This window comes from Pseudomaricurvus sp. (assembly GCF_965662505.1).
In the GTDB taxonomy this organism is placed as follows: Bacteria; Pseudomonadota; Gammaproteobacteria; order Pseudomonadales; family Cellvibrionaceae; genus Pseudomaricurvus.
The window spans coordinates 1-19,416 of the sequence record NZ_CBFIHX010000069.1; the positions used below are offsets into that span (position 1 = coordinate 1).

A 19,416-nucleotide genomic window follows, 5' to 3' on the forward strand; every position below is an offset into this window, starting at 1 on the left:
AATATTAACGCTTTGATTGCCTTTAGTCTTGCAGTGCTACCCAATGTTCCTGGCTTTTTAGTCGCTGGTGGAATGATTGAAACAGCTCCAGCTTTCTTGCTCAATATCTATAACTACGCTTGGTTTGTTGGTGCGATTGTCGGTGGTGTTCTTTATGCAGTGCTCATGCGAGGGGTTTCTTTAACTGTGGAAGAAAAGCTAACCGGTGTATTGTCCCACAACGTAAAATAAACAGATCTTACTCCATATACTCGAGCCTGATCTAATCCTGTTAGCTCAGGTTCGAAGTATCACTTCATTACTTCATTGCGTGATCTATCCTCTACAGAAACTTTATCTGTAACCTGTAACAATAAAAAGAATTCAATATTAGAATCTTACCCTATCAATATATTCACCTATAGCGTCCTAAACTTCCTGTCGCGGGTAGAGACGTGGTTTACAGATTGGCATTTTACCTCTGTGCTGATAATGTTGTGGCACATTCAGTCTCGGTGAGATCGGTCTGAAAAGTAACTCTGTACGCCTTGAATTGCGAACACTTCCGAGGAATCATGCTCACAACAGTTGCAACCTACTCATTTCCCTACGAGGCTCAAATTGCCAGGGCACATCTGGATGCTGAGGGTATTCCCGCGTTCGTTGCGGATGAGCATACTATTAATATGCAGTGGCTTTATTCCAATGCGATGGGAGGTGTAAGGCTACAGGTTCCTTCTGTTTACGTGGAGCAAGCGAGAGCAATATTGGCTGAGGATTTGAGCGATGCTGTCGAGAGCGAGCAGGGTTCGGATACGTTGGTGTGCCCGGTGTGTGGCAGTAATCAGGTTGAATCTTATCAAAAAGGTAAGCGCTGGGCTTTTCTTGTTTTCCTGGGCCTGGATTTTCCCTTGTTTCCAGTAACTAATACCGTAAAGTGCAAAGAGTGTGGCCATATCGGAAAACATGAATAAGACGCACTGACAGTCATACAATAGACGCATTGAGAGCAAGCTGTAGGGAAGAAGGAGTAATAACGCGATGGCGCAATACAAAATGGTTGTGCTCAGTAATCCGGTGGCGGGACGTGAAAAAGAATGCGACGACTGGTATCGGAATCAACATCTGCATGATGTGGTCAGATTGCCCGGTTTTATTTCGGCACAGCGCTTTCAGCTTGCTAACCCCGTCGCACAAGAGCGTCCCTATCAATTTATGGCGGTGTATGAGATCGATACCGAAGATCTCGAGCGTACATTATCAGGTTTGGTCAACGCTGCAGAGGTCGGTGAACTGGAAGTGTCTTCAGCTCTCGATCGAGCCAATTCTTATGCCGTAGTCTATGCTGAAGATGGTGAGCCGGTCACCGAATTAACAGCTATTGAATCTTAGATAACAAACTCTCTCCGCTTCCTCTTCTCTCCCCCGACAGTAGTTTGCATAGGACGGTCTGTGTTGGATATTTGACATAAACTTTTGAAAAATTTACCAAATTAGTGCTCAGTGGCTGGCTACTTCCCCGGTTTTACTGGCCTGAGAGCAGGATTTTACCGTCCTGTGACGGTGGCGTTGTTCTTGCTGTATTCGTTCTTGCTATATTCTATGAGCTGACAAGATTCTAAAATCTGATAATGCACGGATGAGACTGGGAGTGATAGTTTAGTGGGGATGATGAGACTCAATCGAGTATTGACGTGGCTTGGCAGTCGCGAACGGGTTGTTCTTTGTGCGGTGTTTGCTCTGTTGGGCTCAATATGGATCTTTGCGGAACTCGCCGATGAGGTTACGGACGGTGAAACTCACGAACTGGATCGCAGTGTCTTGTTGCTAATGCGTGCGCCGAATGATGTGTCGGATCCCATTGGTCCTGGTTGGGTAGAGGAAATGGGGCGCGATATTACGGCGTTAGGCGGCAACGTGGTACTGACCTTACTGACAGTTATGGTAATGGGCTATCTGGCACTGTGCCAGCGCCAACGATTAGCACTGGTTGTACTGGTGGCATCTTTAGGGTCGCTGGGAGCCAATACCTTGCTGAAGCAATCGTTTGAGCGCGACAGGCCGGACTTGGTGCCTCATGGGTCGCAAGTGTACACAGCAAGCTTTCCCAGTGGTCACTCGATGGTATCTGCGGCGACGTATTTAACATTGGGTGCGCTGTTGGCAAGAGCAGAAAAGCGCCGTCGTTTAAAAGCTTATTACTTACTGGTAGCCATAATTATCACATTGCTAGTGGGGATCAGCCGAGTGTATCTTGGGGTTCATTGGCCTACCGATGTGTTGGCAGGTTGGACGGCCGGTGCTGGATGGGCTCTGGGCTGTTGGTTGTTAACGGGGTGGTTGCAGCGCAGAGGTCAGGTTGAACCAGAAGTCAGCAATCCCGTTGGTTTGGACGAAATACCATCAGATGGACGTAAATGATGAGTAAGAGTAAATGAACAGCACAAAGATACGTAACGCTCTGCTGATCCTTAATCCCAAAGCTCGTCAGGGTGCGGGAGTGCAACTGGACGAAGGTGTTGTTCGATTAGAGAAAGCCGGAATTATGGTTGAACGGCTGGCTTCAAAAAGTGCAGAAGAAAGTCGCCGTGCTGTTCTTGATCGCAAAGACAACCTGGATCTTGTCATCGTCGGTGGTGGTGATGGAACGATCAGCTCTATGGCTGGCACGCTGTACGAATGCGGATTGCTGCTGGCAATCTTGCCATTGGGTACGGCCAATGATCTAGCTCGCTCCCTGGGATTGAAAGGTGAACTCGAAGAGGCCTTTGATGTGATTCTTTCCGGTCAACGTCAGTGGATTGATTTGGGCCTGGTGAACGAGAACTATTTTTTTAATGTGGCACATTTAGGGCTAGGTGTAACAGTTACTGAAGAGTTAACGGATGAGGTCAAAAAGCACTGGGGCGTATTGAGTTATCTGAAAGCATTTTTTACCGCACTGGCCCGAGTGAAACAATTTAAAGCGACTATTACGGCCGATGGCGTGCGTTACCGTCAACGTTCTATTCAAATAGCGATTGGTCATGGTCGCTATTATGGTGGTGGCAATGTGGTCGACGAAAAGAAGCGTATCGATGATGGTAATCTGTCGCTTTACAGTCTGCGCCCACAAACGGTATGGGATCTGTTAACGCTGGCGCCATTGTTACGAGATGGCCGACAGCGATACAACAAACGGGTGTTTAATCTTCAGGCAGAGAGTATTAAGATTTCTACTGGGCGTAAAACCATGGCCATTCATGCCGATGGTGAGCCGGTAACTAACACCCCTGCGAATTTTCGTGTGTTAACACAAGCATTGGAAGTTTTGGTACCAAAGCCGATTTCTATCACGAATCGGTTTAATATAGATCAGTTTAGTTAAGGGAGCCTTAGCATGAGCGTATTGCGCAATGAATTACAGGTTGCACTGAACAATTTACATGTCGCGTTTATGGAAAGTGCAGATAATTATCGAAATGCTGCGACGTTTGTCAGTGACGAATCAGTTACTGAACTCTTTAATACCGTAGCTGACGACCGGGATCTTCTTGCGAAATCAGCAGAAGAGGCGATACGGGAAAAAAATGACTTGCCGTCAGTTCCCGACCCTGATCGGCAAACCGGTCAGCAATTGCTCCAGTGGTTGGAAACAACTTTCTCTGAAGATCAAACGGCTGAAGTTATTGATCAAAGATTGATGGCAGAATCTCAGCTTGAGCAACGACTCAATACAGCTGAAATGATGGTGATTGACGAACAGTATCCGACGCTGAGAAAAAACTGCTTGAAAAGTATCAATATGGTGGAAAATAAACTTCGCTCTATGAAAATAGAGTCTTGATACAGATCATCCGACGAGCTTGGAATTAACACTAACGTATTTAAAGCCCACAGTTAATCCCCGTGGGCTTTTTAGTATCACAGAGGATATTTTCTCAATCTATATCTCTTGATTCCATGATCCAGAGACAGTATACCACCGCCATAAATCACAATGTGTCCTAGAAGAATACCCCAGATGACGTGTAAGTAGAGTGCAGCTGGAGCAATCTCTGATAAGCTGATAACCGCGACAATATTGACTACACTCAATGCCAATGCGGAAAAACGTGAACCTAATCCGATGGCCAGAAGAATTGGGAAGACTAGTTCCCCGAAGGTTCCCAAGTAGGCCGCGAAATCATAGGGTAATACCGGAACCTGATATTCCTCTTCGAACAAAAACAAAGTGGTATCCCAGTCTCTCAATTTAACCAGCCCTGCACTGAAAAACACCTTGGCGATATACAGCCGAGATAATAAAGAGACCAGATGGTGAAGCTTTTCCAGATATTTTCTGGATAGCTCGTAAGGTTGATAAATTTTAGGTAACAAGGTTTTCATAAAGTACTCCATTCGAGTTTGCATTAATCGATTTTTACTAACCAGTTATTGTTGATGGCTTTTGGGAGCCAGTGGGTGAAATCAAAGTTTGGTTGTGCATCGATTAAGGCATCGATGCTGTAACCACGTTTAATGTTCAACAACCATAGATGTTCATCATCTGTGATGGACTGGTGTTGAGGCCGCCCTGACTGCTGATAGACCGCCCAATACTGAGACTGAAATTTGAAGCTACTCGCGGATAAATATGCCCCGGGATCTTTGACCTCTGGCTGATGTGATTCCCACAGTACGTCGACTGGCCAATCACTTTGTAAAATGTCGAAGCCGTCAGTGAGAGCGAGGTAGGAGCTCGACAAGGACGAGTTCACCAGTTTTTCAAGTGTCTTTTGGTCAAAAATGGTGGTTCTGGCTTTATCGGCCTTGTGCCGCATCCATTCCAATTTTGCGACGTCCTCAAGATAGATGTGCTCAACATGAAGTTCACTGTCTGCCAGAAGTTCCGGTAAACCTTCACCCCATTCTGCCCAGTCGCCGGTTGATGGAAAATCCGTTTTTAATAAACGTGTTGCTAACAAACCCAGGCTTTCAGAACCAATCATTCGAGAAATGACGGGATATGTCAGCGACAATGAACGTGCAGCCGTTAATCGAAGATTGGTTTTATAGATCATCAAACCTGTATCTGAAAAATCTTGTTGATCTTCATTCAATATATTGCCGACAAGTTCTTGCTGTTGCTGAATAAGCGATCCAGAAATACTTAACATTATCTTGCCTCCATAGTTTGAGTGTGCTGTTGTATGAGTTGACGGGCTTTATCTGCTTCACCCGTTAGTACCTTCCATTCAGGAAGGTTGTTGTCCCACTCGATTAAGGTGGCTTGTGGCCCAAAGCGTTGTAATGCATACCGATACAGAGACCAGCATTCGTCGTTGATGGGTTGACTGTGATCATCAACGATAAAATTTCCTTTGGCGGATGGAGTGTATCCGGCAAGGTGGAATTCTCTAACCGCATCAACAGGGATTTCATCAAGCCACTGTTTGGCTGATTGCACAGGGGTTACGTTAGTGCTTTTATTCGGAAAATTGTGGGCGTTAACCAGAAGATTGTTTAGATCCAGCAAAAGACCACAAGAAGTGTGATTAACCAGTTCATTCAGAAACTCAGTTTCAGTCATGGTGCTATGGTCGAATTGCACGTATGACGCGAGATTTTCCACTAAGATCTGCTGCCCCAGCTCGTCTTGTACCCGGTTTACGTTTGTCACCAAGTGCGAAAGAGCTTCATTGGTAAAGGGTAAAGGCAAAAGGTCACCTGCATGAGCCAGCTTGTTGTTGACCCGACTCCAGGAAAAGCTGGCATGATCAGAAACCAAAAAGGGATTGACCGTTTTATTCAGGCTTTTGAGCTTGTTTAGATACCGTGTTTCAAGCCCAATGGCGGATCCCAGACCCATAGATGTACCGTGAAGACTGACGGGGTAAATATCCAATATGGCTTCTAAAACGGAAGTTGTTACACCGCCTTCGGCAAAAAAGTTCTCACTGTGAAGCTCCACAAAATCAACAGAGGCGGTCCCGCACAGAGCATCTTGATAATGGGTGTGCCTGAGTCCAACTCCTACAGGTTTTGTGATTTTCCTGGGGGCGGCTAGGCGTCGATCATTGTCACTTGATGATGTGCGAGACATTGCGATTCTCCTGTTAAAATATGAATGTGTTAACTTTTACCAGACTGCTCGGCATATCGCTTTTTAGCTTCAGCCTTTAACATTCCGCCAATATCGACACAGGTACCTTTGGCTACCAGTTTCCACTCGCCAGGGTCGTTATCGACTGTGGATTGCCCGGCACAGGAGTGGGTGCCAGCTAAATTGCCACAGTCGTTTTGTCCCGCCGCAGAAACTCCGTAGCATTTTTCCTTCCCTCCGGCATGAACCGGTGCGACAACAGCGGAAGCCAGTACAAGGGCAATGGCGGCCGAAGCAATGTGTTGTTTATGATTCATTTTTTCATCCTCTATTGAGAGTCATTAATGGTGTATGGATTAATCCAGTCGCTTAATTGCCTGGCAGTTCGAACGCCAGTCAGACTATGCAATACACCTTCTTTATTCATAAGGACCAGTGTAGGGACAGCTCGTACTCCGAACTCCTGGGCCACGCCTTGAAAATTATCCACATCAATTTTCAATAGCTTGACTTGTCCCTGGTAGTGCTTTGCTATTGCATTGATGGTGGGTATATATTGCTGACAGGGACCACACCAGTCTGCGGTAAACCACAGCATTAACAGGGATTCCTCATAAAAGTGACCCTTTGATGAGAATTTCAGAGCACGATCTGACATGTCTTAGTCCTCTGCGTTGGTTTCTTCGACGGACAGTTCTTCAATGCCATCCCAAACCCGATATGCAGTTTTCAGGTGGCCAGGAACATCCGTTAACCATTTCTTCTGCACAGCTTTGTTGAGGTTTAGGTAGAGTTTGTTGTCCTCGATATAATAAGCGGCAGGATCGACATCCAGTTTCTTGTTCAGAGCAACACCCATGGCGCAATAACCTCCAAATTGAGGTGCATACTTATCGGTGTTGCTTTTGAACAGGTCGCGATTTTCCGCGGTAGAGAAGCGATAAATGGCTCCTTCATGAGTGGCTGTAAACTGTACTGAGCCCTGAACCGGTTTACTTTGTGTAAAGTAGGCAACCGGATCGTAGCCATGGATCGCAACGTCATTGGCTCCTGTATTCACGGTAGAGGCAAAGCTCAAGCTGCTGAGTAAAAGGGCGCCGGCAGTTGCGGCGTATTTCAAGGTTTTAGAAAGTTGCATAATAAAGTCCTGTATCGGTATATTGATTTACTTTTCAGAGCTATGGATGTGTCCGAACTCCTTGATTGATAGATTACGGAGAACCGGCATCGTGTAATTGACCAGCTGTCCATAAAAACCGGCAGATCGTCTAATGAGAGGGGTTATGGCGACACTGAATGATTTGATACAGGAGATGGAGCTGCAGGCAGAGGTGTTTTTCAGTGGTGGGCTTTGTGGCCTGCAGGCCTTTACTGAAAGTGAAACAGCTGGGCATCTGCATCTGCTGCGTTCGGGGGCAATGACGCTCTATACGGATCAGGGGCATAAACTGCGTATGGAGACGCCCACGGTATTGTTTATACCCGGTGGGGCACGCCACAGATTGCAGGTAGACGATTCCCAGGAGGCAGAACTTGTGTGTGCAACGGTCAGCTTCCCTATTAAACACAAAACCTTGTTGACGGACGTTCTGCCCAAATTTGTCTGTGTTGAAACTTCTGATAATGACGCGATATACAACACTGCGCAGTGGTTGTTTCAGGAAGCGTTTCAGGATGACCAGGGCAAGCAAGTGGTCATTAATCGGTTATGTGATGTCTTTATGGTCTATTTACTCAGGCATGTTGTTGATCAGGGAACAGTGAATATTGCTCTGCTAACGGCCTGTTCACACAGTTCTCTGGCACCGTTGATGGTACAACTGCAAGAAAATCTTGAGCAGGACTGGACGGTTAATAGCATGGCGGAAGCCGTTGCCATGTCGCGCTCCAAATTTGCAGCTCTGTTTAAAGAGACGGTGGGACAGGCGCCGATGGACTATCTTACAGACCTGCGAATGACTAAAGCGCAAGGGTTATTAAAAATGCAGCGTCCGGTGTCTCTAGTGGCGAATACCGTGGGCTACGAAGATGCATCCTCCCTGACACGTGTGTTTAAAAAGCGTTTTGGTCTAACCCCAAAGCAGTGGCTGAACAAACATTTCAGAAAGCCTTAAGCCTGCCCACTCTGTAGATTAAATAAGAGACCGTGGCTGAATTGTGCCTTTATCTTAGTGGTCTATGTAAGGATTGGCTCGCAAGCGATCGACAGCGAGATCGATAAAAGACCTGACTTTGGCATTTGCCTGTCGTCCTTCCAGGTAGAGGATGTTGACGGGTAATGGATCACTTTCATAGTCACGCAAGATACGCACTAATGAACCGTTATTGAATTCTTCACCTATCTGATAAGACATCAGTCGGGTAATTCCAAGTCCTTGTTTGGCCGCAGCAATTGCCGTCCCGTTTTGATTACATTTCAGACGAGGAGTCACTTTGACGCTTTCCTTGCCCGTAGAGGGCTCAAACCGCCAGGTGGTTGAGGGCTCAATCGTAGTTGACTGGATGATTTGATGATGGATCAGCTCTGACGGGCTCTTGGGAACACCATATTTGTGTAGGTAATCCGGTGATGCACAAACCACTCGTTGCACGTTTCCAACCTGAGTCGCATAGAGGGTTGAATCTTTAAGATGGCCAATACGAATGGCGATGTCCAATCCCTCATCCAGTAAATTACTGACGCGATCGTAGAAGACCGCTTTTACAGATACCGCGAAGTTCTGTTGCAAATATTCCGTCACGATAGGGGTGATGTGTTTCTGTCCGAACAGTACCGGTGCCGTGATTGACAAGACTCCTTTGGGTTCCGCGTAGCTACCCGACGCGGTTGCCTCGGCCTGTTCCACGTCGACCAAAATGCGCTGAACGTCTTCATAAAAACGCGCTCCCGAGTCAGTGAGACGTACCTGGCGAGTGGTTCGGTTAAACAATCGGATACCGAGTTGGTCTTCCAGCTGGGCAATGGATCGTGTGACCGCCGGAGCTGAAAGATCAAGCTTGCGGCTGGCAGCGACAAAGCTTCGACATTCCGCCACCTCAACAAATACCCGCATTGATTCGAATTTGTCCATCAGGGAGCCCAACAGCTTATGTGTTATTTGTTGCATTAAATGTAATAGATAATTGTATTTTCGTCTAATTATTTACTTTATTGTTAATTGTATGCTGGTTTCTCCATTAAGACAGATCAAAGGAGTTAATTATGTCTCGTATACCTACTCCGGTTTCTATTTCGGCTGCGCCGGCAGCATCCCGGGATTTGCTTGAAGCAGTTCACACCCAACTGGGAAGTGTCCCGAATCTGTTTCGTATTGTTGCCAACAGTCCGCAGACCCTAGAGGGCTTTCTTGGCCTGCATGGTGCATTAGGAAATGGATCTCTGGATGACCAAACCCGTGAGCGGATTGCATTAGCGGTTGCTGAAATCAATGGCTGCCACTACTGCCTAGCTGCCCACCAGTACCTGGGTTCAAAGTTGGCGAAGTTGAGCTCTGATGAAATTAACGCCAGTCGTCGTGGTACATCGGCAGATCCAAAAGCCTCAGTTGCTGTTGAGTTCGCTGCCAAGATTACCCGTGATCGCGGAAAGTTGTCTGGTCGTGATGTAGACGCTGTCCGAGAGGCCGGCTACAGCGATGCTGAGATTGTAGAAATCGTGGGACTGGTTGCGCTGAACACGCTCACTAACTACATCAATGAAGTGTTAGGCACGGCAATCGACTTTCCGACCGCCGAAAGCCTCGTGGCGTAAATTCACCCAAGGGTGGCCATGTCGTCACCCTTAATTTTTCCTAACAGGAGTACAGCGTCATGTCTCGACCACCGTTACCCCCTTTCACCGAAGAGACCGCCATCCAAAAAATTCGCCTCGCTGAAGATGGGTGGAACTCTCGTGATCCTGAAAAAGTCTCTTTGGCCTACACCACAGATTGTCCCTGGCGTAACCGGGCAGAATTTGTCCGTGGCCGGGAAGAGATTGTACAGCTGCTGACCCGTAAGTGGACTCGTGAGCTGGATTATCGATTGGTCAAAGAGTTGTGGGCTTTTACAGACAATCGGATTGCTGTTCGGTTTGCTTATGAGTTCCGCGATGATTCAGGTCAATGGTTTCGCGCATACGGCAATGAAAACTGGGAATTCGATGCCGATGGTTTGATGCGTCGCAGGATTGCCAGTATTAATGAACATCCGATCAACCCTGAAGATCGTAAGTTCCATTGGCCCCTGGGAAGACGTCCTGATGATCACCTGAGTTTGAGTGATCTGGACTGATAGAAAAATGAGGTGATCAAAATGAGCACAAGTGATATCGCCTTTACAAAGACTGTAAAGGCGATTCAATCCCGTAAAGGCTCCAGAGACGTTTATGCGAAAATGGAGCAGAATGGCAGTTGGCAATCAGAAATAGAGCCGGATCTGGCGGCATTTATTGCTGTGCAAAAAAGCTTCTTTCTGGCTTCGGCTAACGTCAACGGCCAACCTTATATTCAGCATCGCGGTGGACCACCGGGCTTTTTAAAAGTTCTCGATCAGAAGACTCTCGCTTTTGCTGATTTCAAAGGCAACAGGCAATTTATCAGTCAGGGAAATTTCTCTGAAAACCCCAAGGCGTTTATATTTTTAATTGATTACGTTAACAAAGCCCGTGTTAAAATCTGGGGGCAGGTAAGAGTGGTAGAAGACCAGCCTGAACTGTTAGCGAAATTGATGCCTAGCCAGACAGAGTATAGGGCATTACCCGAACAGATTTTCCTATTTACTGTAGAGGCCTGGGATCGCAATTGCCCACAACACATTCCTGTTCGACTCGAAGTTGAGGATGTGAAAAAACTATTAGCAGAACGGGATCTGAAAATTGAACAGCTCGAAGAAAAGGTGCGTCAATTAAGTCTCTAAAACACTTAAATGTGTAATTCACATTACGCTATATAACAATTAACAATCTATTATTTATTTCCAAACACGTTAAAATCCCGCCTTTAATATCCTCTGGGTAGCCACTGATACCGTATCCGTTGCTACCTCCTTACCATGGTCTGGTCTGTTGATCGGACTTTATGTAACCCGCCGCTATACTTAGCACACCGATTCTCAAATGACGGAACACAAATTACATTTAAAGACTTTTGTGGGGCTATGTTTTTGCTTGTCCTCCTGCCAGTCAATCGCTCTAGAAAATACTGGATTAAGTTTCCATGGTTATGCCCGAGCGGGGCTGGCTACCGCAGAGGGAAATCATCACGCAGCTTTCTTTAAAGCGCCAGGCGCGGGTGAACGCTACCGTTTAGGTAATGAGCCTGATGTTAATCTGCGTCTGCGTTTAAATTACGATGGGCAACACCAAAACCCTAACGACACCTATTTTAAAGCAGAGGCGGCGGCTGAAGACTATCGCATTCTGGGAGATACCCGTAATTTGAAACTACGCGGTGTGCCTAAGCTCAATGTCACTATGGCTAACATCAACAACAGCGGAATTAATCTGTGGGTGGGTCGTCGGTGGTATGACTTGCAGGGTTCGCATTTGAATAAATATCGCTGGATGAACAGTGGTAAAAATACTCACGCCGGAATGGGGATCGAAGGTGTTAAAGTAGGATCAGCGACACTGAATGTCGCCGGTTTTTATCATCGCGAAAAAGATGTTCAAAGCTTTAGCAATAATCCGTCTGCGGCCAATACTCAGGGAATATTGGAGTCACACAGTCTGGATGTACGCGTTAAAAATATAGTGTTTGGAGACAATAGTCTGCTTAACGTGTGGGCGATTTATACCCATCGGCCTGCAGATGAGTCGCTGGGTTATTCCAGAAAATCAGGATGGGGAGGCGGTGCCTGGCTGGTTACAGCAGATTCTCCCAATGGTTATAATCGCTTCGGCTTTTCTTATAGACAGGGGCCAACTGTCACCAAGAATACAGCCAATGCAAACCCTATCAATGAATCGGAAGGTTACAATCTTAGCCATGCTTACCAGTGGGAATTGAATAACACCTACCGCTGGGACGATCATCAACGTTTTGCTATTGAGTGGGTGGCTATTGCCCAGGAGAGAAATTTTGGGGAGGGGGGCAGCCATGATGCCATCCGCTGGTATAGTGCAGGTGTACACCCGACTTTTTATCTGAACGATTATTGGAGTATTGCCAACGAAGTTGGCATTGACCATGTTAAGAATGGCCCATTGGATGTCACTGGTACGTTAACCAAGGCGGCTATTGCGTTGCAGCTGCAATCGGGTAAACGCTATGTGGCACAGCATACGCTACGACTGTTTGCCAGTTATGCTAGATGGAGCAGCGCCTTCGTTGGCCTGATTGGCAATCAACCACAATCTGCGCCCTATGGCGACGACAACCATGGCTGGAATGTGGGTTTACAGATAGAGCATATTTGGTAGTAACATTGTCTAGAAACAAAAAACCCCCTCACTCATAGAGTGAGGGGGTTTAAAAAACGCATGACAGTTTTGGGATTAACTCTCGCGTTTGTTTTTACCCCAGCCGTTACCTGTATCGAGAGTACCGAACAACCAGTCATAGAACAGTGAGATGGTCGCAAAGTTACCACTGGTAAAGCGCGAGTGATGTACGTGGTGCATGTCTGAAGCGTGCTTTAGGTACTTAAACGGGAAGCGGTCGCTATCCTGACGGTCGTGGTTGTGCAAGTTGATCTCAGAGAAAGCAATCCAGGTCAGTACCAGCGTCACAATATGAAAATCACCCATGATGAAGCTAAGGGCTACAACAGTACCCACATAGAGCCCTAAGCCCATGGCAATTTCCAGAGGGTGGATGTAACTGGAATCTTGGCGACAAGGGTTCTTTTGTTGATGGTGAACTGCGTGTACCCAAACCAGTGGGCCGCCATCGTGAAACAGGAAACGGTGGGTCAGGTAATAGAAGAAATCGTATACCATCAGGATGACGAAAATATCCACAAAATACATCCACCAGGCTTGCGGCTCTGCGGTAATGATGAAGGGAATGATGCAGGCATAAATAACGAGCATGAAAATACTGCCCCATTTTTTATTCCACTTCTGATTATCTACCCAATAGGTTCGGGTCGACTTTTTATCAACCACTTCCTGGTTGAGATCACTGATCTCTTTGAAAACCCCAAACTTCGTTAAAACTTTGCTTGCGAGCACTGGGATGCCCATCACGCAGACAGCCATAATAAGGGAAAGCCATCCCTCATAATTGGCAGCCAGTGTTGAAAAAATCGATGTGTCCATTACAGGTTACCTCTGGTAGTTATTAAGTTGTTAGTCGTTATAAATTGTTAAGAGTTCGTTATCGCCAATACATGTTGAGCCAGTGTGCGTGCACCCGCAGCGCCCAGCTCTTCTAATAAAGAATCCGTGATTGCCCGAATTCTTTCCGGTACCCGGTTTGGCATATCCAGCATGTGAGCTGTACCAAGTTGGTAGGCAACCGTGTCGTACAAATCTGCCAGTATGGCTTCCAGTTGTTGGTAATCTTCTTTGCCAAGTTGGCTTTGAACCTTTTCTTCCAGTGCTCTTACGCTGCTAATTGCCTCGTGCACCAGTTGTTCGCCGTTGGACGATAAACTTAAAATAATCCGCCGTTTATCATCTGGGTCTTCTTCACGGATCACATAGCCCAGGGATTCAAACTCTATGGCCATCATGGCTGCAGCTTGTTTACTGATACCAATGACGGCGGCAATGTCTTGTATCCGTCGCGGCTCACGGCTGATCATGCCGAGAATCTGACCAAAATTGGTTCGTAAACCTTCAAAGCCCTTACCGGTCATCTCTTCCAGCAGGATCTGCCGGATGTGATTGGTCAGAACCTGCAGCAGGATATTCAGCTGTGTCGACTGGCTTTGTACCGTCTCATTCCCGGACTGCTTCAGTGCGGGGTATCCGTGATACTCAACGCCCAGGCCTCGACAGGTTTGTTCAAGCAGAACCACCATTTGTTGCATGCGTTCGTTACCGATTTTCTCGGTCAATGCTTGTTGCACCTCTGTCGTAATACGACTGCCATCCTGCAGCAATTGCTGGCCGTGCTCAGAGAGAAAAAGCAACTGGGAGCGGCCATCCTCTGGATTTTGGCGTCGCTCAATCAGGCCTAACTTCTGCAGTTCTTTAATGACTTTGCTGCAAGCCTGTTTGCTGCTGCCGACTTTTGCGGCCAACTCTCCGGGGGAGTGATCGCCCTCTACCAGCACGGCAATATAGCGCTCATAGGTCATGCTGAGTTTTTTGTAGCGGTTGGTCGCGGTCAGCTGATCCAATGTGCTTTTTACAACAAAGTGAGTCACCACCATCAAATGGGCGATTAACCCGTGGCTTATGCCTGGCGCTTGTTTGCTTAATTCAACAGTGTTGATCTCTTTCATGTGCAAATGGTATTACATAGTTGTCGGAAATGACAACAAGTGTTTACTATATTTTTGTAAGTTTCTGTAAAAAGCTGAGAGTTCGATAAAAATTACATAAATATCAGTGGGTTACAATTTTTTTGAGTGAGGACTCAGGGATGCAAAAAGCCAGTTTTCTGCATGCAGAGAACTGGCTTATATTGAGATTTAACCTTATGGGGGACTAAATCACTTTGTCTGGAGGTAGCGATCCAGTTCCTGATGCATATTCAGAATCAGTTTTTCCTGATTCTGCGCCAGCCATACCTGATTCATGCCTTTGGAGTGCAGACCCTCCTGGATGCGGGGCAGGTTGCTGAGGTCTTGTTGGGGAATCAGGCCCAGCTGAGTCTCGGGATCGGTGACTTCTTCTACCTGGGATCGCTGGGGCTGCTCACCTTGGGGAAGCGTGGTGACCGAGCGTATTTCAAAAATGCATTGATCCGGATCGTTGGGGTGGGGCAAGGCTCGGTAGATGGCGGCATTGCCCGCTTGAGGTAATATCAACAGGTTGGGGAAAATAAAGTTAACGCCACCCCATTTGCCCACGTGTTCCGGCGTCAATTTGGGCATAGGGCGCCCCTGTTGAGCTGCGGTTTCATACTGCAACTTCACATATTCGGCACCGGGGTTCGCGTCCGCGGGTAGATTCTTGTCCTTTAAGCTCAATACCAGATCAATGTCGTCTTTCGAAATCATGGCACCGAGACCTTCGGAGGTCAGATTCATACGGGTGGCCATAGCATCAATCAGATCGCAGATGTCAGCCGCTTCGTCTTGAACGTGCCCGGCGATGGGGGTTTTCTCTCCACCAAAGAAATGTCCATGCCCCTTGTCCTGAGCGATGTACGTCAGACTCTCGAAGAACATTTCGCCTTCTTTGCGGTCACCGTAGACGACTTCGCTGCCGACTTTTTCCAGCTGCGGATGGGTGGCTGATACGTGATACGCTTCAAAAAAGGCCTCTTGCGCGACTTTCCAGTTGCAGGGAATCGTGGCGCGTTTCCACCAGACGTGGTGCATGTCCTCGAGGACAAAATCCTCAAGGAAGGGTTTTACCGGCGCAATAAAGTCGTCAAACGGTTGCGGGTTCTCCTCCAGGTTAATAAAGACGAAGCCGCCCAGTACCCGACAGTGCACTTCACGCATGGAGACATCTTTGTCCTGCAACTGACCACCGGCAAATTCATCCCGCCCCAGAACCATTTGTATATTGCCTGACAAGTCCCAGCGCCAGCCGTGAAAGGGGCAGATGATCTTACCGTCCTTGAAATGGCCGCAATCTTCCCCGAGAGCGGTGCCCCGGTGGGGGCAGAAATTGTAGTAAGCCTTGATGGAGTCGTCCTCGGCCCGAACCAGAAGAACAGACTGATCGCCTATTTTATAGGTGGTGTAATCTCCGATGGCCGGGATTTCGTCTGCCCGAGCAGCCACTTGCCAGACACGATTCCAGAGTTTGTCGAATTCCAGTTTGGCAAAACCCGGATCGGTATAGCGGCCAACCCCTAAGCCCTGTCCCAGAGTTTGCCAGCGGCGAGGCCACGGTGTGTCTGGGTGGGACGGGGTCTCGGCGGACATGGTTTGAGTGCTGGCGATCAGGGATTGAGGCTGAGCGGTCATGGTGTTTCCTCTAAGTGGCGGTGCTTACCGCACATTCTGGTTATGTTTTGTGGGATCCATGCTAGTGGCAGAGCATGGTCATCTTCCTTGATTTAGATCAACAATGTTGTCTAGTAGTTGAGTCATGATGCATCCCGATACTGATAACAACGGGTGTTAGCCCACTAAGACAATCGGAGAAATAGCGATGAAAATGGATGATATGGTGATCATTAGCGTGGACGATCACATCAGCGAGCCACCAGAAATGTTCAAACGTCACCTGCAAGGTGAGGATTTGGCGACTGCCCCCCAGTTTCACACCACAGAGGACGGCGCCAATTATTGGACTTACCAGGGTATGACCATGACTTCGGTGGGACTCAATGCCGTCGTTGGGCGGGTGCCTGAAGAATACGGTATGGAACCCCAGTCTCTGGCGCAGGTACGCAAAGGTTGTTACGACCCGCAAGCTCGTCTGGAAGACATGGATATCAATGGTATCGCCTGTTCACTGAACTTTGGCAGCATCGGTGGTTTTGATGGCAGTCGCTGTTTCCACAATGCGCCTGACAAAGACATGGCGTTGGTGCATCTGAAAGCTTATAACGATTGGCATATTCTCGACTGGTGCGGAACCGACCCGAGTCGCTTCATTGCCTGTGCGTTGTTACCAACCTGGGACATGGATGCGACGGTTGCGGAAATTGAACGCATTGCGTCTATGGGTTGTACCTCGGTTACCCTGTCTGAAAACCCTACCAAGATCGGCCTGCCAAGCATTCACAATGCCTATTGGGAACCTATGTGGAAAGCCTTGTCCGAGCATCAGATTACCATCTGTTTGCACATTGGTTCGGGCAATCCACAGCCACACGCATCCGATGAAACTCCGATCGAAGCGTGGATTACAACTATGCCGATGTCGATTTCAGTGGGTGCAGCTGACTGGTTACAGCTGGACGCCCTGAACCGTTATCCCGATCTGCGTATCTTTTTGTCAGAGAGCGGCATCGGTTGGATTCCTTACTTCCTTGAGCGAGCGGAGTTCAGCCATGCACGTCACAAGGCCTGGACCCACTCTGGTTTTGGTGGTCTTAAACCCAGTGAGTTATTCCGTCGTCACTTTATGACTTGTTTTATCGACGATACCTTCGGGCTTAAAAACCTGGATGATGTGGGCGAAGACATGGTGGCCTATGAATGTGACTACCCACACTCGGATACGCTGTGGCCGGAAGTTCCGGAATACCTCTGGAAGAGTGTCGAAGCAACCAAGTTGACCGATACCCAGATCGACAAGATTACTCACGAAAATGCTATGCGCTGGTTGCGGTTTGATCCTTTCAAAAATTACAAACGTGAAGACTTGACCGTTGGGGCGCTGCGGACCAGAGCTGAAGCAGCTAAGGTTGACACTACCCCAATTTCGACAGGTGGTGCGGCACCGCTGGAAGAGGGCGAAGCCCTGCGAAGAATCACTTCTGGCGACATTATGAAGATGATGAAAAAGCAATCCAAGGTAGCTTGATTAACGATTGAGGAAAGTATTTATGTCTACTGCAACTGCTGTACAAACAACCTTGCAAGATCGTTTGGCCGCCGAAGACTTGAAGCCCAAAATTGGCAGCAAGGTTAACCTGAGCAAAGCGGATTTGCTCAGTGGAAACTACGCTGCAGATTTGCGTGAACTACTGGAGCTGCGCGGTGTTTTGGTATTCCCGAAAATTAATTTCACGGATGAAGAACAGGCGGCGTTTACAGAAACCATTGGTACTTTTTTGCCGGAAATCAAAGGTCAGAAAGTTTACAACATTTCTCTCGATAAGAAGAAAAATCCCAACCGCGATTATCTCAAGGCCTCTTTGTACTGGCACATTGATGGCACCATGAACAAGCGTCCGATTGGTGCGGCCATTTTATCGATGAAGGTGTTGCCAACTTGGGGAGGTGATACGGATTTCTGTAACACCTACGCGTCTTACGATGCCTTGTCGGAGGAGAAAAAACAGGAAATAGAAAACCTGCGAGTGATCCATTCCATGTGGAACAGTCAGCTTTACCACTCTCCAGAGCCCACGCTTGAACAATTAGAGCAGTTGATGGCAATGGGCGAGGTTGAGCTGCCGCTGGTGTGGAAGCATCGTTCCGGTCGCAAGTCACTGGTACTGGGTAACACGGCTCAGGAGGTCCTGGGAAAAAGTCGTCAGGAGAGCGCCAAAATTCTACACGGTCTGCGTGAGTGGGCGACTCAGGAGCAGTTTGTATACACCCATGAGTGGTCAGTGGGCGATTCGGTTATGTGGGATAACACGGGCACCATGCATCGTGCTCGTCCATACGACCCGGACTGTGGACGTCTTTTACACCGGACGAAAACCGAAGGTGAAGAACCCATCAACTGATATTTCATCCCGTCGATGATGATCTAACCCCGTTTATAGCCAGCGTTTAGCTGGCTTTTTTTTGGCTGATGTTTCTTGTGAAGGGTGGATTTTGATTCAGATCAAGCTCGCCTCAGTTAGTTGCATTTTCATCTTTTAAAATGATCAACAGTGTTGTCTTATATCGACATGATTTAAAGAGCTAACGCAATCCGAAGGAGCACAACAATAATGAATATGAATACACCTCTGCCAACAGCAGATGAGATTGATATCCCCGCGTTGAAAAACAAATACCAGGAAGAACGCAACAAGCGTCTTCGGCAGGAAGGTCAACAGCAATATGTAAAACCGGTCGAGGATTTTTCCCAGGTTTACGAAGGTGACCCTCATACACCAGAAGTGCCACGCGAAGCGATTAGTGAAGACATTGATGTTGTGGTACTGGGTGGTGGCTGGTCCGGAATTCTGGCGAGCGTACAGCTGCGCAAAGCCGGTATTAACAACTTTCGCAATATCGATCACGCCGGAGACTTTGGTGGGGTCTGGTATTGGAACCGGTATCCTGGTCTGCAGTGTGATAACGACGCTTACTGTTACTTCCCAATGTTGGAAGAAATGGACTATATGCCGTCGAAGAAATTTACAGAAGGTTATGAAATTCTTGAATATGCCCAGAGTATTTGTCGCAAGTACGATCTGTATGAAAACGCTTTATTTCACACGATGGTCAGCGGATTACGCTGGGACGAGTCACAACAGCGCTGGCATATCAGTACCAAGCAAGGCGACAACATCCGAGCTCGACACCTGATTGTTGCCAACGGCCTGTTGAACATGCCCAAGTTGCCAGGCATACCCGGTATTCATGATTTTAAAGGCCATATGTTTCACAGCGCCCGCTGGGATTACGATTACACCGGTGGTACTCAACGCGCACCGGAGTTGGGTAAGCTTGCCAATAAACGAGTGGCTCTGGTCGGTACAGGAGCCACA

24 protein-coding genes are annotated in these 19,416 nt (G+C 47.7%); 14 read left to right on the forward strand and 10 right to left on the reverse strand.

From position 1 onward, the window contains the following. From ACTG33_RS10650 to ACTG33_RS10675, 6 genes are all read left to right on the forward strand, one after another. The coding region (locus tag ACTG33_RS10650; protein WP_439135192.1) for a hypothetical protein at nt 1–231 on the forward strand (231 nt) is incomplete at its 5' end. A 323-nt stretch (nt 232–554) separates the two neighbouring features. Continuing rightward, nucleotides 555–953 (forward strand): putative signal transducing protein, encoded by a 399-nt coding sequence (locus tag ACTG33_RS10655; RefSeq protein WP_439135193.1) that lies wholly within the window; start codon nt 555–557, stop codon nt 951–953. 67 nt (nt 954–1,020) lie between these two features. Next, nucleotides 1,021–1,371: a hypothetical protein gene (locus tag ACTG33_RS10660; protein WP_439135194.1), complete on the forward strand. Its 351-nt coding sequence runs from the start codon at nt 1,021–1,023 to the stop codon at nt 1,369–1,371. A gap of 276 nt (nt 1,372–1,647) precedes the next feature. After that, on the forward strand, nt 1,648–2,400 hold the full coding sequence (locus ACTG33_RS10665) for a phosphatase PAP2 family protein (RefSeq protein WP_439135214.1): 753 nt from the start codon (nt 1,648–1,650) through the stop codon (nt 2,398–2,400). A gap of 13 nt (nt 2,401–2,413) precedes the next feature. Next, nucleotides 2,414–3,346 (forward strand): lipid kinase, encoded by a 933-nt coding sequence (locus ACTG33_RS10670; RefSeq protein ID WP_439135195.1) that lies wholly within the window; start codon nt 2,414–2,416, stop codon nt 3,344–3,346. Between the two features lie 12 nt (nt 3,347–3,358). Further along, on the forward strand, nt 3,359–3,805 hold the full coding sequence (locus ACTG33_RS10675) for a hypothetical protein (protein WP_439135196.1): 447 nt from the start codon (nt 3,359–3,361) through the stop codon (nt 3,803–3,805). 77 nt (nt 3,806–3,882) lie between these two features. Here the strand turns inward: ACTG33_RS10675 and ACTG33_RS10680 are convergent, their stop codons facing one another. From ACTG33_RS10680 to ACTG33_RS10705, 6 genes are read right to left on the reverse strand one after another with little or no spacing between them, the layout of a single operon-like run. After that, the gene (locus ACTG33_RS10680) at nt 3,883–4,347 is read right to left on the reverse strand and encodes a DoxX family protein (protein WP_439135197.1); all 465 of its coding nucleotides are present in this window, start codon (nt 4,345–4,347) and stop codon (nt 3,883–3,885) included. A 23-nt stretch (nt 4,348–4,370) separates the two neighbouring features. After that, on the reverse strand, nt 4,371–5,117 hold the full coding sequence (locus ACTG33_RS10685; RefSeq protein ID WP_439135198.1) for an HvfC/BufC family peptide modification chaperone: 747 nt from the start codon (nt 5,115–5,117) through the stop codon (nt 4,371–4,373). Beyond that, nucleotides 5,117–6,043, reverse strand: a complete 927-nt coding sequence (gene bufB, locus ACTG33_RS10690) for an MNIO family bufferin maturase (RefSeq protein WP_439135199.1) — start codon at nt 6,041–6,043, stop codon at nt 5,117–5,119. The genes ACTG33_RS10685 and bufB overlap by 1 nt, the downstream gene beginning before the upstream one ends. Before the next feature lie 29 nt (nt 6,044–6,072). Next, nucleotides 6,073–6,360 carry a BufA1 family periplasmic bufferin-type metallophore gene (locus ACTG33_RS10695; protein ID WP_439135200.1) on the reverse strand — a complete coding sequence of 96 codons (288 nt, stop codon included), beginning with the start codon at nt 6,358–6,360 and terminating at the stop codon, nt 6,073–6,075. Between the two features lie 11 nt (nt 6,361–6,371). Beyond that, entirely contained in the window at nt 6,372–6,701 is a 330-nt protein-coding gene (locus ACTG33_RS10700) for a thioredoxin family protein (protein ID WP_439135201.1), read from the reverse strand. 3 nt (nt 6,702–6,704) lie between these two features. Further along, nucleotides 6,705–7,181 (reverse strand): YHS domain-containing (seleno)protein, encoded by a 477-nt coding sequence (locus ACTG33_RS10705; protein WP_439135202.1) that lies wholly within the window; start codon nt 7,179–7,181, stop codon nt 6,705–6,707. Nucleotides 7,182–7,326: 145 nt separating this feature from the next. Here ACTG33_RS10705 and ACTG33_RS10710 point away from each other — a divergent pair, with 145 nt between their 5' ends. After that, complete coding sequence (locus ACTG33_RS10710) at nt 7,327–8,157, forward strand: cupin domain-containing protein (RefSeq protein ID WP_439135203.1); 831 nt, start codon at nt 7,327–7,329, stop codon at nt 8,155–8,157. Nucleotides 8,158–8,211: 54 nt separating this feature from the next. Here the strand turns inward: ACTG33_RS10710 and ACTG33_RS10715 are convergent, their stop codons facing one another. Further along, the gene (locus ACTG33_RS10715) at nt 8,212–9,114 is read right to left on the reverse strand and encodes a LysR family transcriptional regulator (protein ID WP_439135204.1); all 903 of its coding nucleotides are present in this window, start codon (nt 9,112–9,114) and stop codon (nt 8,212–8,214) included. Nucleotides 9,115–9,245: 131 nt separating this feature from the next. Between ACTG33_RS10715 and ACTG33_RS10720 the strand changes: the two genes are divergently transcribed. From ACTG33_RS10720 to ACTG33_RS10735, 4 genes are all read left to right on the forward strand, one after another. Then, nucleotides 9,246–9,794, forward strand: coding sequence for a carboxymuconolactone decarboxylase family protein (locus ACTG33_RS10720; protein WP_439135205.1), 549 nt, complete (start codon nt 9,246–9,248; stop codon nt 9,792–9,794). A gap of 59 nt (nt 9,795–9,853) precedes the next feature. After that, complete coding sequence (locus tag ACTG33_RS10725; protein ID WP_439135206.1) at nt 9,854–10,315, forward strand: DUF1348 family protein; 462 nt, start codon at nt 9,854–9,856, stop codon at nt 10,313–10,315. Nucleotides 10,316–10,336: 21 nt separating this feature from the next. Further along, a complete protein-coding gene (locus ACTG33_RS10730) occupies nt 10,337–10,939 on the forward strand; it encodes a pyridoxamine 5'-phosphate oxidase family protein (protein WP_439135215.1) in 603 nt (200 codons plus the stop codon). Between the two features lie 199 nt (nt 10,940–11,138). Further along, on the forward strand, nt 11,139–12,443 hold the full coding sequence (locus ACTG33_RS10735) for a carbohydrate porin (protein WP_439135207.1): 1,305 nt from the start codon (nt 11,139–11,141) through the stop codon (nt 12,441–12,443). Nucleotides 12,444–12,518: 75 nt separating this feature from the next. On the opposite strand, the gene ACTG33_RS10740 is transcribed toward ACTG33_RS10735, so the two are convergent. From ACTG33_RS10740 to ACTG33_RS10750, 3 genes are all read right to left on the reverse strand, one after another. After that, nucleotides 12,519–13,283, reverse strand: a complete 765-nt coding sequence (locus ACTG33_RS10740) for a sterol desaturase family protein (protein WP_439135208.1) — start codon at nt 13,281–13,283, stop codon at nt 12,519–12,521. Between the two features lie 47 nt (nt 13,284–13,330). Then, nucleotides 13,331–14,416, reverse strand: coding sequence for a MarR family winged helix-turn-helix transcriptional regulator (locus ACTG33_RS10745; RefSeq protein ID WP_439135209.1), 1,086 nt, complete (start codon nt 14,414–14,416; stop codon nt 13,331–13,333). A 210-nt stretch (nt 14,417–14,626) separates the two neighbouring features. Beyond that, on the reverse strand, nt 14,627–16,057 hold the full coding sequence (locus tag ACTG33_RS10750; protein WP_439135210.1) for an aromatic ring-hydroxylating oxygenase subunit alpha: 1,431 nt from the start codon (nt 16,055–16,057) through the stop codon (nt 14,627–14,629). Nucleotides 16,058–16,244: 187 nt separating this feature from the next. Between ACTG33_RS10750 and ACTG33_RS10755 the strand changes: the two genes are divergently transcribed. The 3 genes from ACTG33_RS10755 to ACTG33_RS10765 all read left to right on the forward strand — a co-directional run. Further along, nucleotides 16,245–17,567, forward strand: a complete 1,323-nt coding sequence (locus ACTG33_RS10755) for an amidohydrolase family protein (RefSeq protein WP_439135211.1) — start codon at nt 16,245–16,247, stop codon at nt 17,565–17,567. Nucleotides 17,568–17,589: 22 nt separating this feature from the next. After that, nucleotides 17,590–18,441 carry a TauD/TfdA dioxygenase family protein gene (locus ACTG33_RS10760; RefSeq protein WP_439135212.1) on the forward strand — a complete coding sequence of 284 codons (852 nt, stop codon included), beginning with the start codon at nt 17,590–17,592 and terminating at the stop codon, nt 18,439–18,441. Between the two features lie 210 nt (nt 18,442–18,651). After that, the coding region (locus tag ACTG33_RS10765; protein ID WP_439135213.1) for a flavin-containing monooxygenase at nt 18,652–19,416 on the forward strand (765 nt) is incomplete at its 3' end.

What these genes read in the sequence shown, in the direction of transcription:
- ACTG33_RS10655 (WP_439135193.1), top strand. Translation starts at nt 555, where the DNA reads ATGCTCACAACAGTTGCAACCTACTCATTTCCCTACGAGGCTCAAATT.
- ACTG33_RS10660 (WP_439135194.1), top strand. Translation starts at nt 1,021, where the DNA reads ATGGCGCAATACAAAATGGTTGTGCTCAGTAATCCGGTGGCGGGACGT.
- ACTG33_RS10665 (WP_439135214.1), top strand. Translation starts at nt 1,648, where the DNA reads ATGATGAGACTCAATCGAGTATTGACGTGGCTTGGCAGTCGCGAACGG.
- ACTG33_RS10670 (WP_439135195.1), top strand. Translation starts at nt 2,414, where the DNA reads ATGAACAGCACAAAGATACGTAACGCTCTGCTGATCCTTAATCCCAAA.
- ACTG33_RS10675 (WP_439135196.1), top strand. Translation starts at nt 3,359, where the DNA reads ATGAGCGTATTGCGCAATGAATTACAGGTTGCACTGAACAATTTACAT.
- ACTG33_RS10680 (WP_439135197.1), bottom strand. Translation starts at nt 4,347, where the DNA reads ATGAAAACCTTGTTACCTAAAATTTATCAACCTTACGAGCTATCCAGA.
- ACTG33_RS10685 (WP_439135198.1), bottom strand. Translation starts at nt 5,117, where the DNA reads ATGTTAAGTATTTCTGGATCGCTTATTCAGCAACAGCAAGAACTTGTC.
- bufB (WP_439135199.1), bottom strand. Translation starts at nt 6,043, where the DNA reads ATGTCTCGCACATCATCAAGTGACAATGATCGACGCCTAGCCGCCCCC.
- ACTG33_RS10695 (WP_439135200.1), bottom strand. Translation starts at nt 6,360, where the DNA reads ATGAATCATAAACAACACATTGCTTCGGCCGCCATTGCCCTTGTACTG.
- ACTG33_RS10700 (WP_439135201.1), bottom strand. Translation starts at nt 6,701, where the DNA reads ATGTCAGATCGTGCTCTGAAATTCTCATCAAAGGGTCACTTTTATGAG.
- ACTG33_RS10705 (WP_439135202.1), bottom strand. Translation starts at nt 7,181, where the DNA reads ATGCAACTTTCTAAAACCTTGAAATACGCCGCAACTGCCGGCGCCCTT.
- ACTG33_RS10710 (WP_439135203.1), top strand. Translation starts at nt 7,327, where the DNA reads ATGGCGACACTGAATGATTTGATACAGGAGATGGAGCTGCAGGCAGAG.
- ACTG33_RS10715 (WP_439135204.1), bottom strand. Translation starts at nt 9,114, where the DNA reads ATGGACAAATTCGAATCAATGCGGGTATTTGTTGAGGTGGCGGAATGT.
- ACTG33_RS10720 (WP_439135205.1), top strand. Translation starts at nt 9,246, where the DNA reads ATGTCTCGTATACCTACTCCGGTTTCTATTTCGGCTGCGCCGGCAGCA.
- ACTG33_RS10725 (WP_439135206.1), top strand. Translation starts at nt 9,854, where the DNA reads ATGTCTCGACCACCGTTACCCCCTTTCACCGAAGAGACCGCCATCCAA.
- ACTG33_RS10730 (WP_439135215.1), top strand. Translation starts at nt 10,337, where the DNA reads ATGAGCACAAGTGATATCGCCTTTACAAAGACTGTAAAGGCGATTCAA.
- ACTG33_RS10735 (WP_439135207.1), top strand. Translation starts at nt 11,139, where the DNA reads ATGACGGAACACAAATTACATTTAAAGACTTTTGTGGGGCTATGTTTT.
- ACTG33_RS10740 (WP_439135208.1), bottom strand. Translation starts at nt 13,283, where the DNA reads ATGGACACATCGATTTTTTCAACACTGGCTGCCAATTATGAGGGATGG.
- ACTG33_RS10745 (WP_439135209.1), bottom strand. Translation starts at nt 14,416, where the DNA reads ATGAAAGAGATCAACACTGTTGAATTAAGCAAACAAGCGCCAGGCATA.
- ACTG33_RS10750 (WP_439135210.1), bottom strand. Translation starts at nt 16,057, where the DNA reads ATGACCGCTCAGCCTCAATCCCTGATCGCCAGCACTCAAACCATGTCC.
- ACTG33_RS10755 (WP_439135211.1), top strand. Translation starts at nt 16,245, where the DNA reads ATGAAAATGGATGATATGGTGATCATTAGCGTGGACGATCACATCAGC.
- ACTG33_RS10760 (WP_439135212.1), top strand. Translation starts at nt 17,590, where the DNA reads ATGTCTACTGCAACTGCTGTACAAACAACCTTGCAAGATCGTTTGGCC.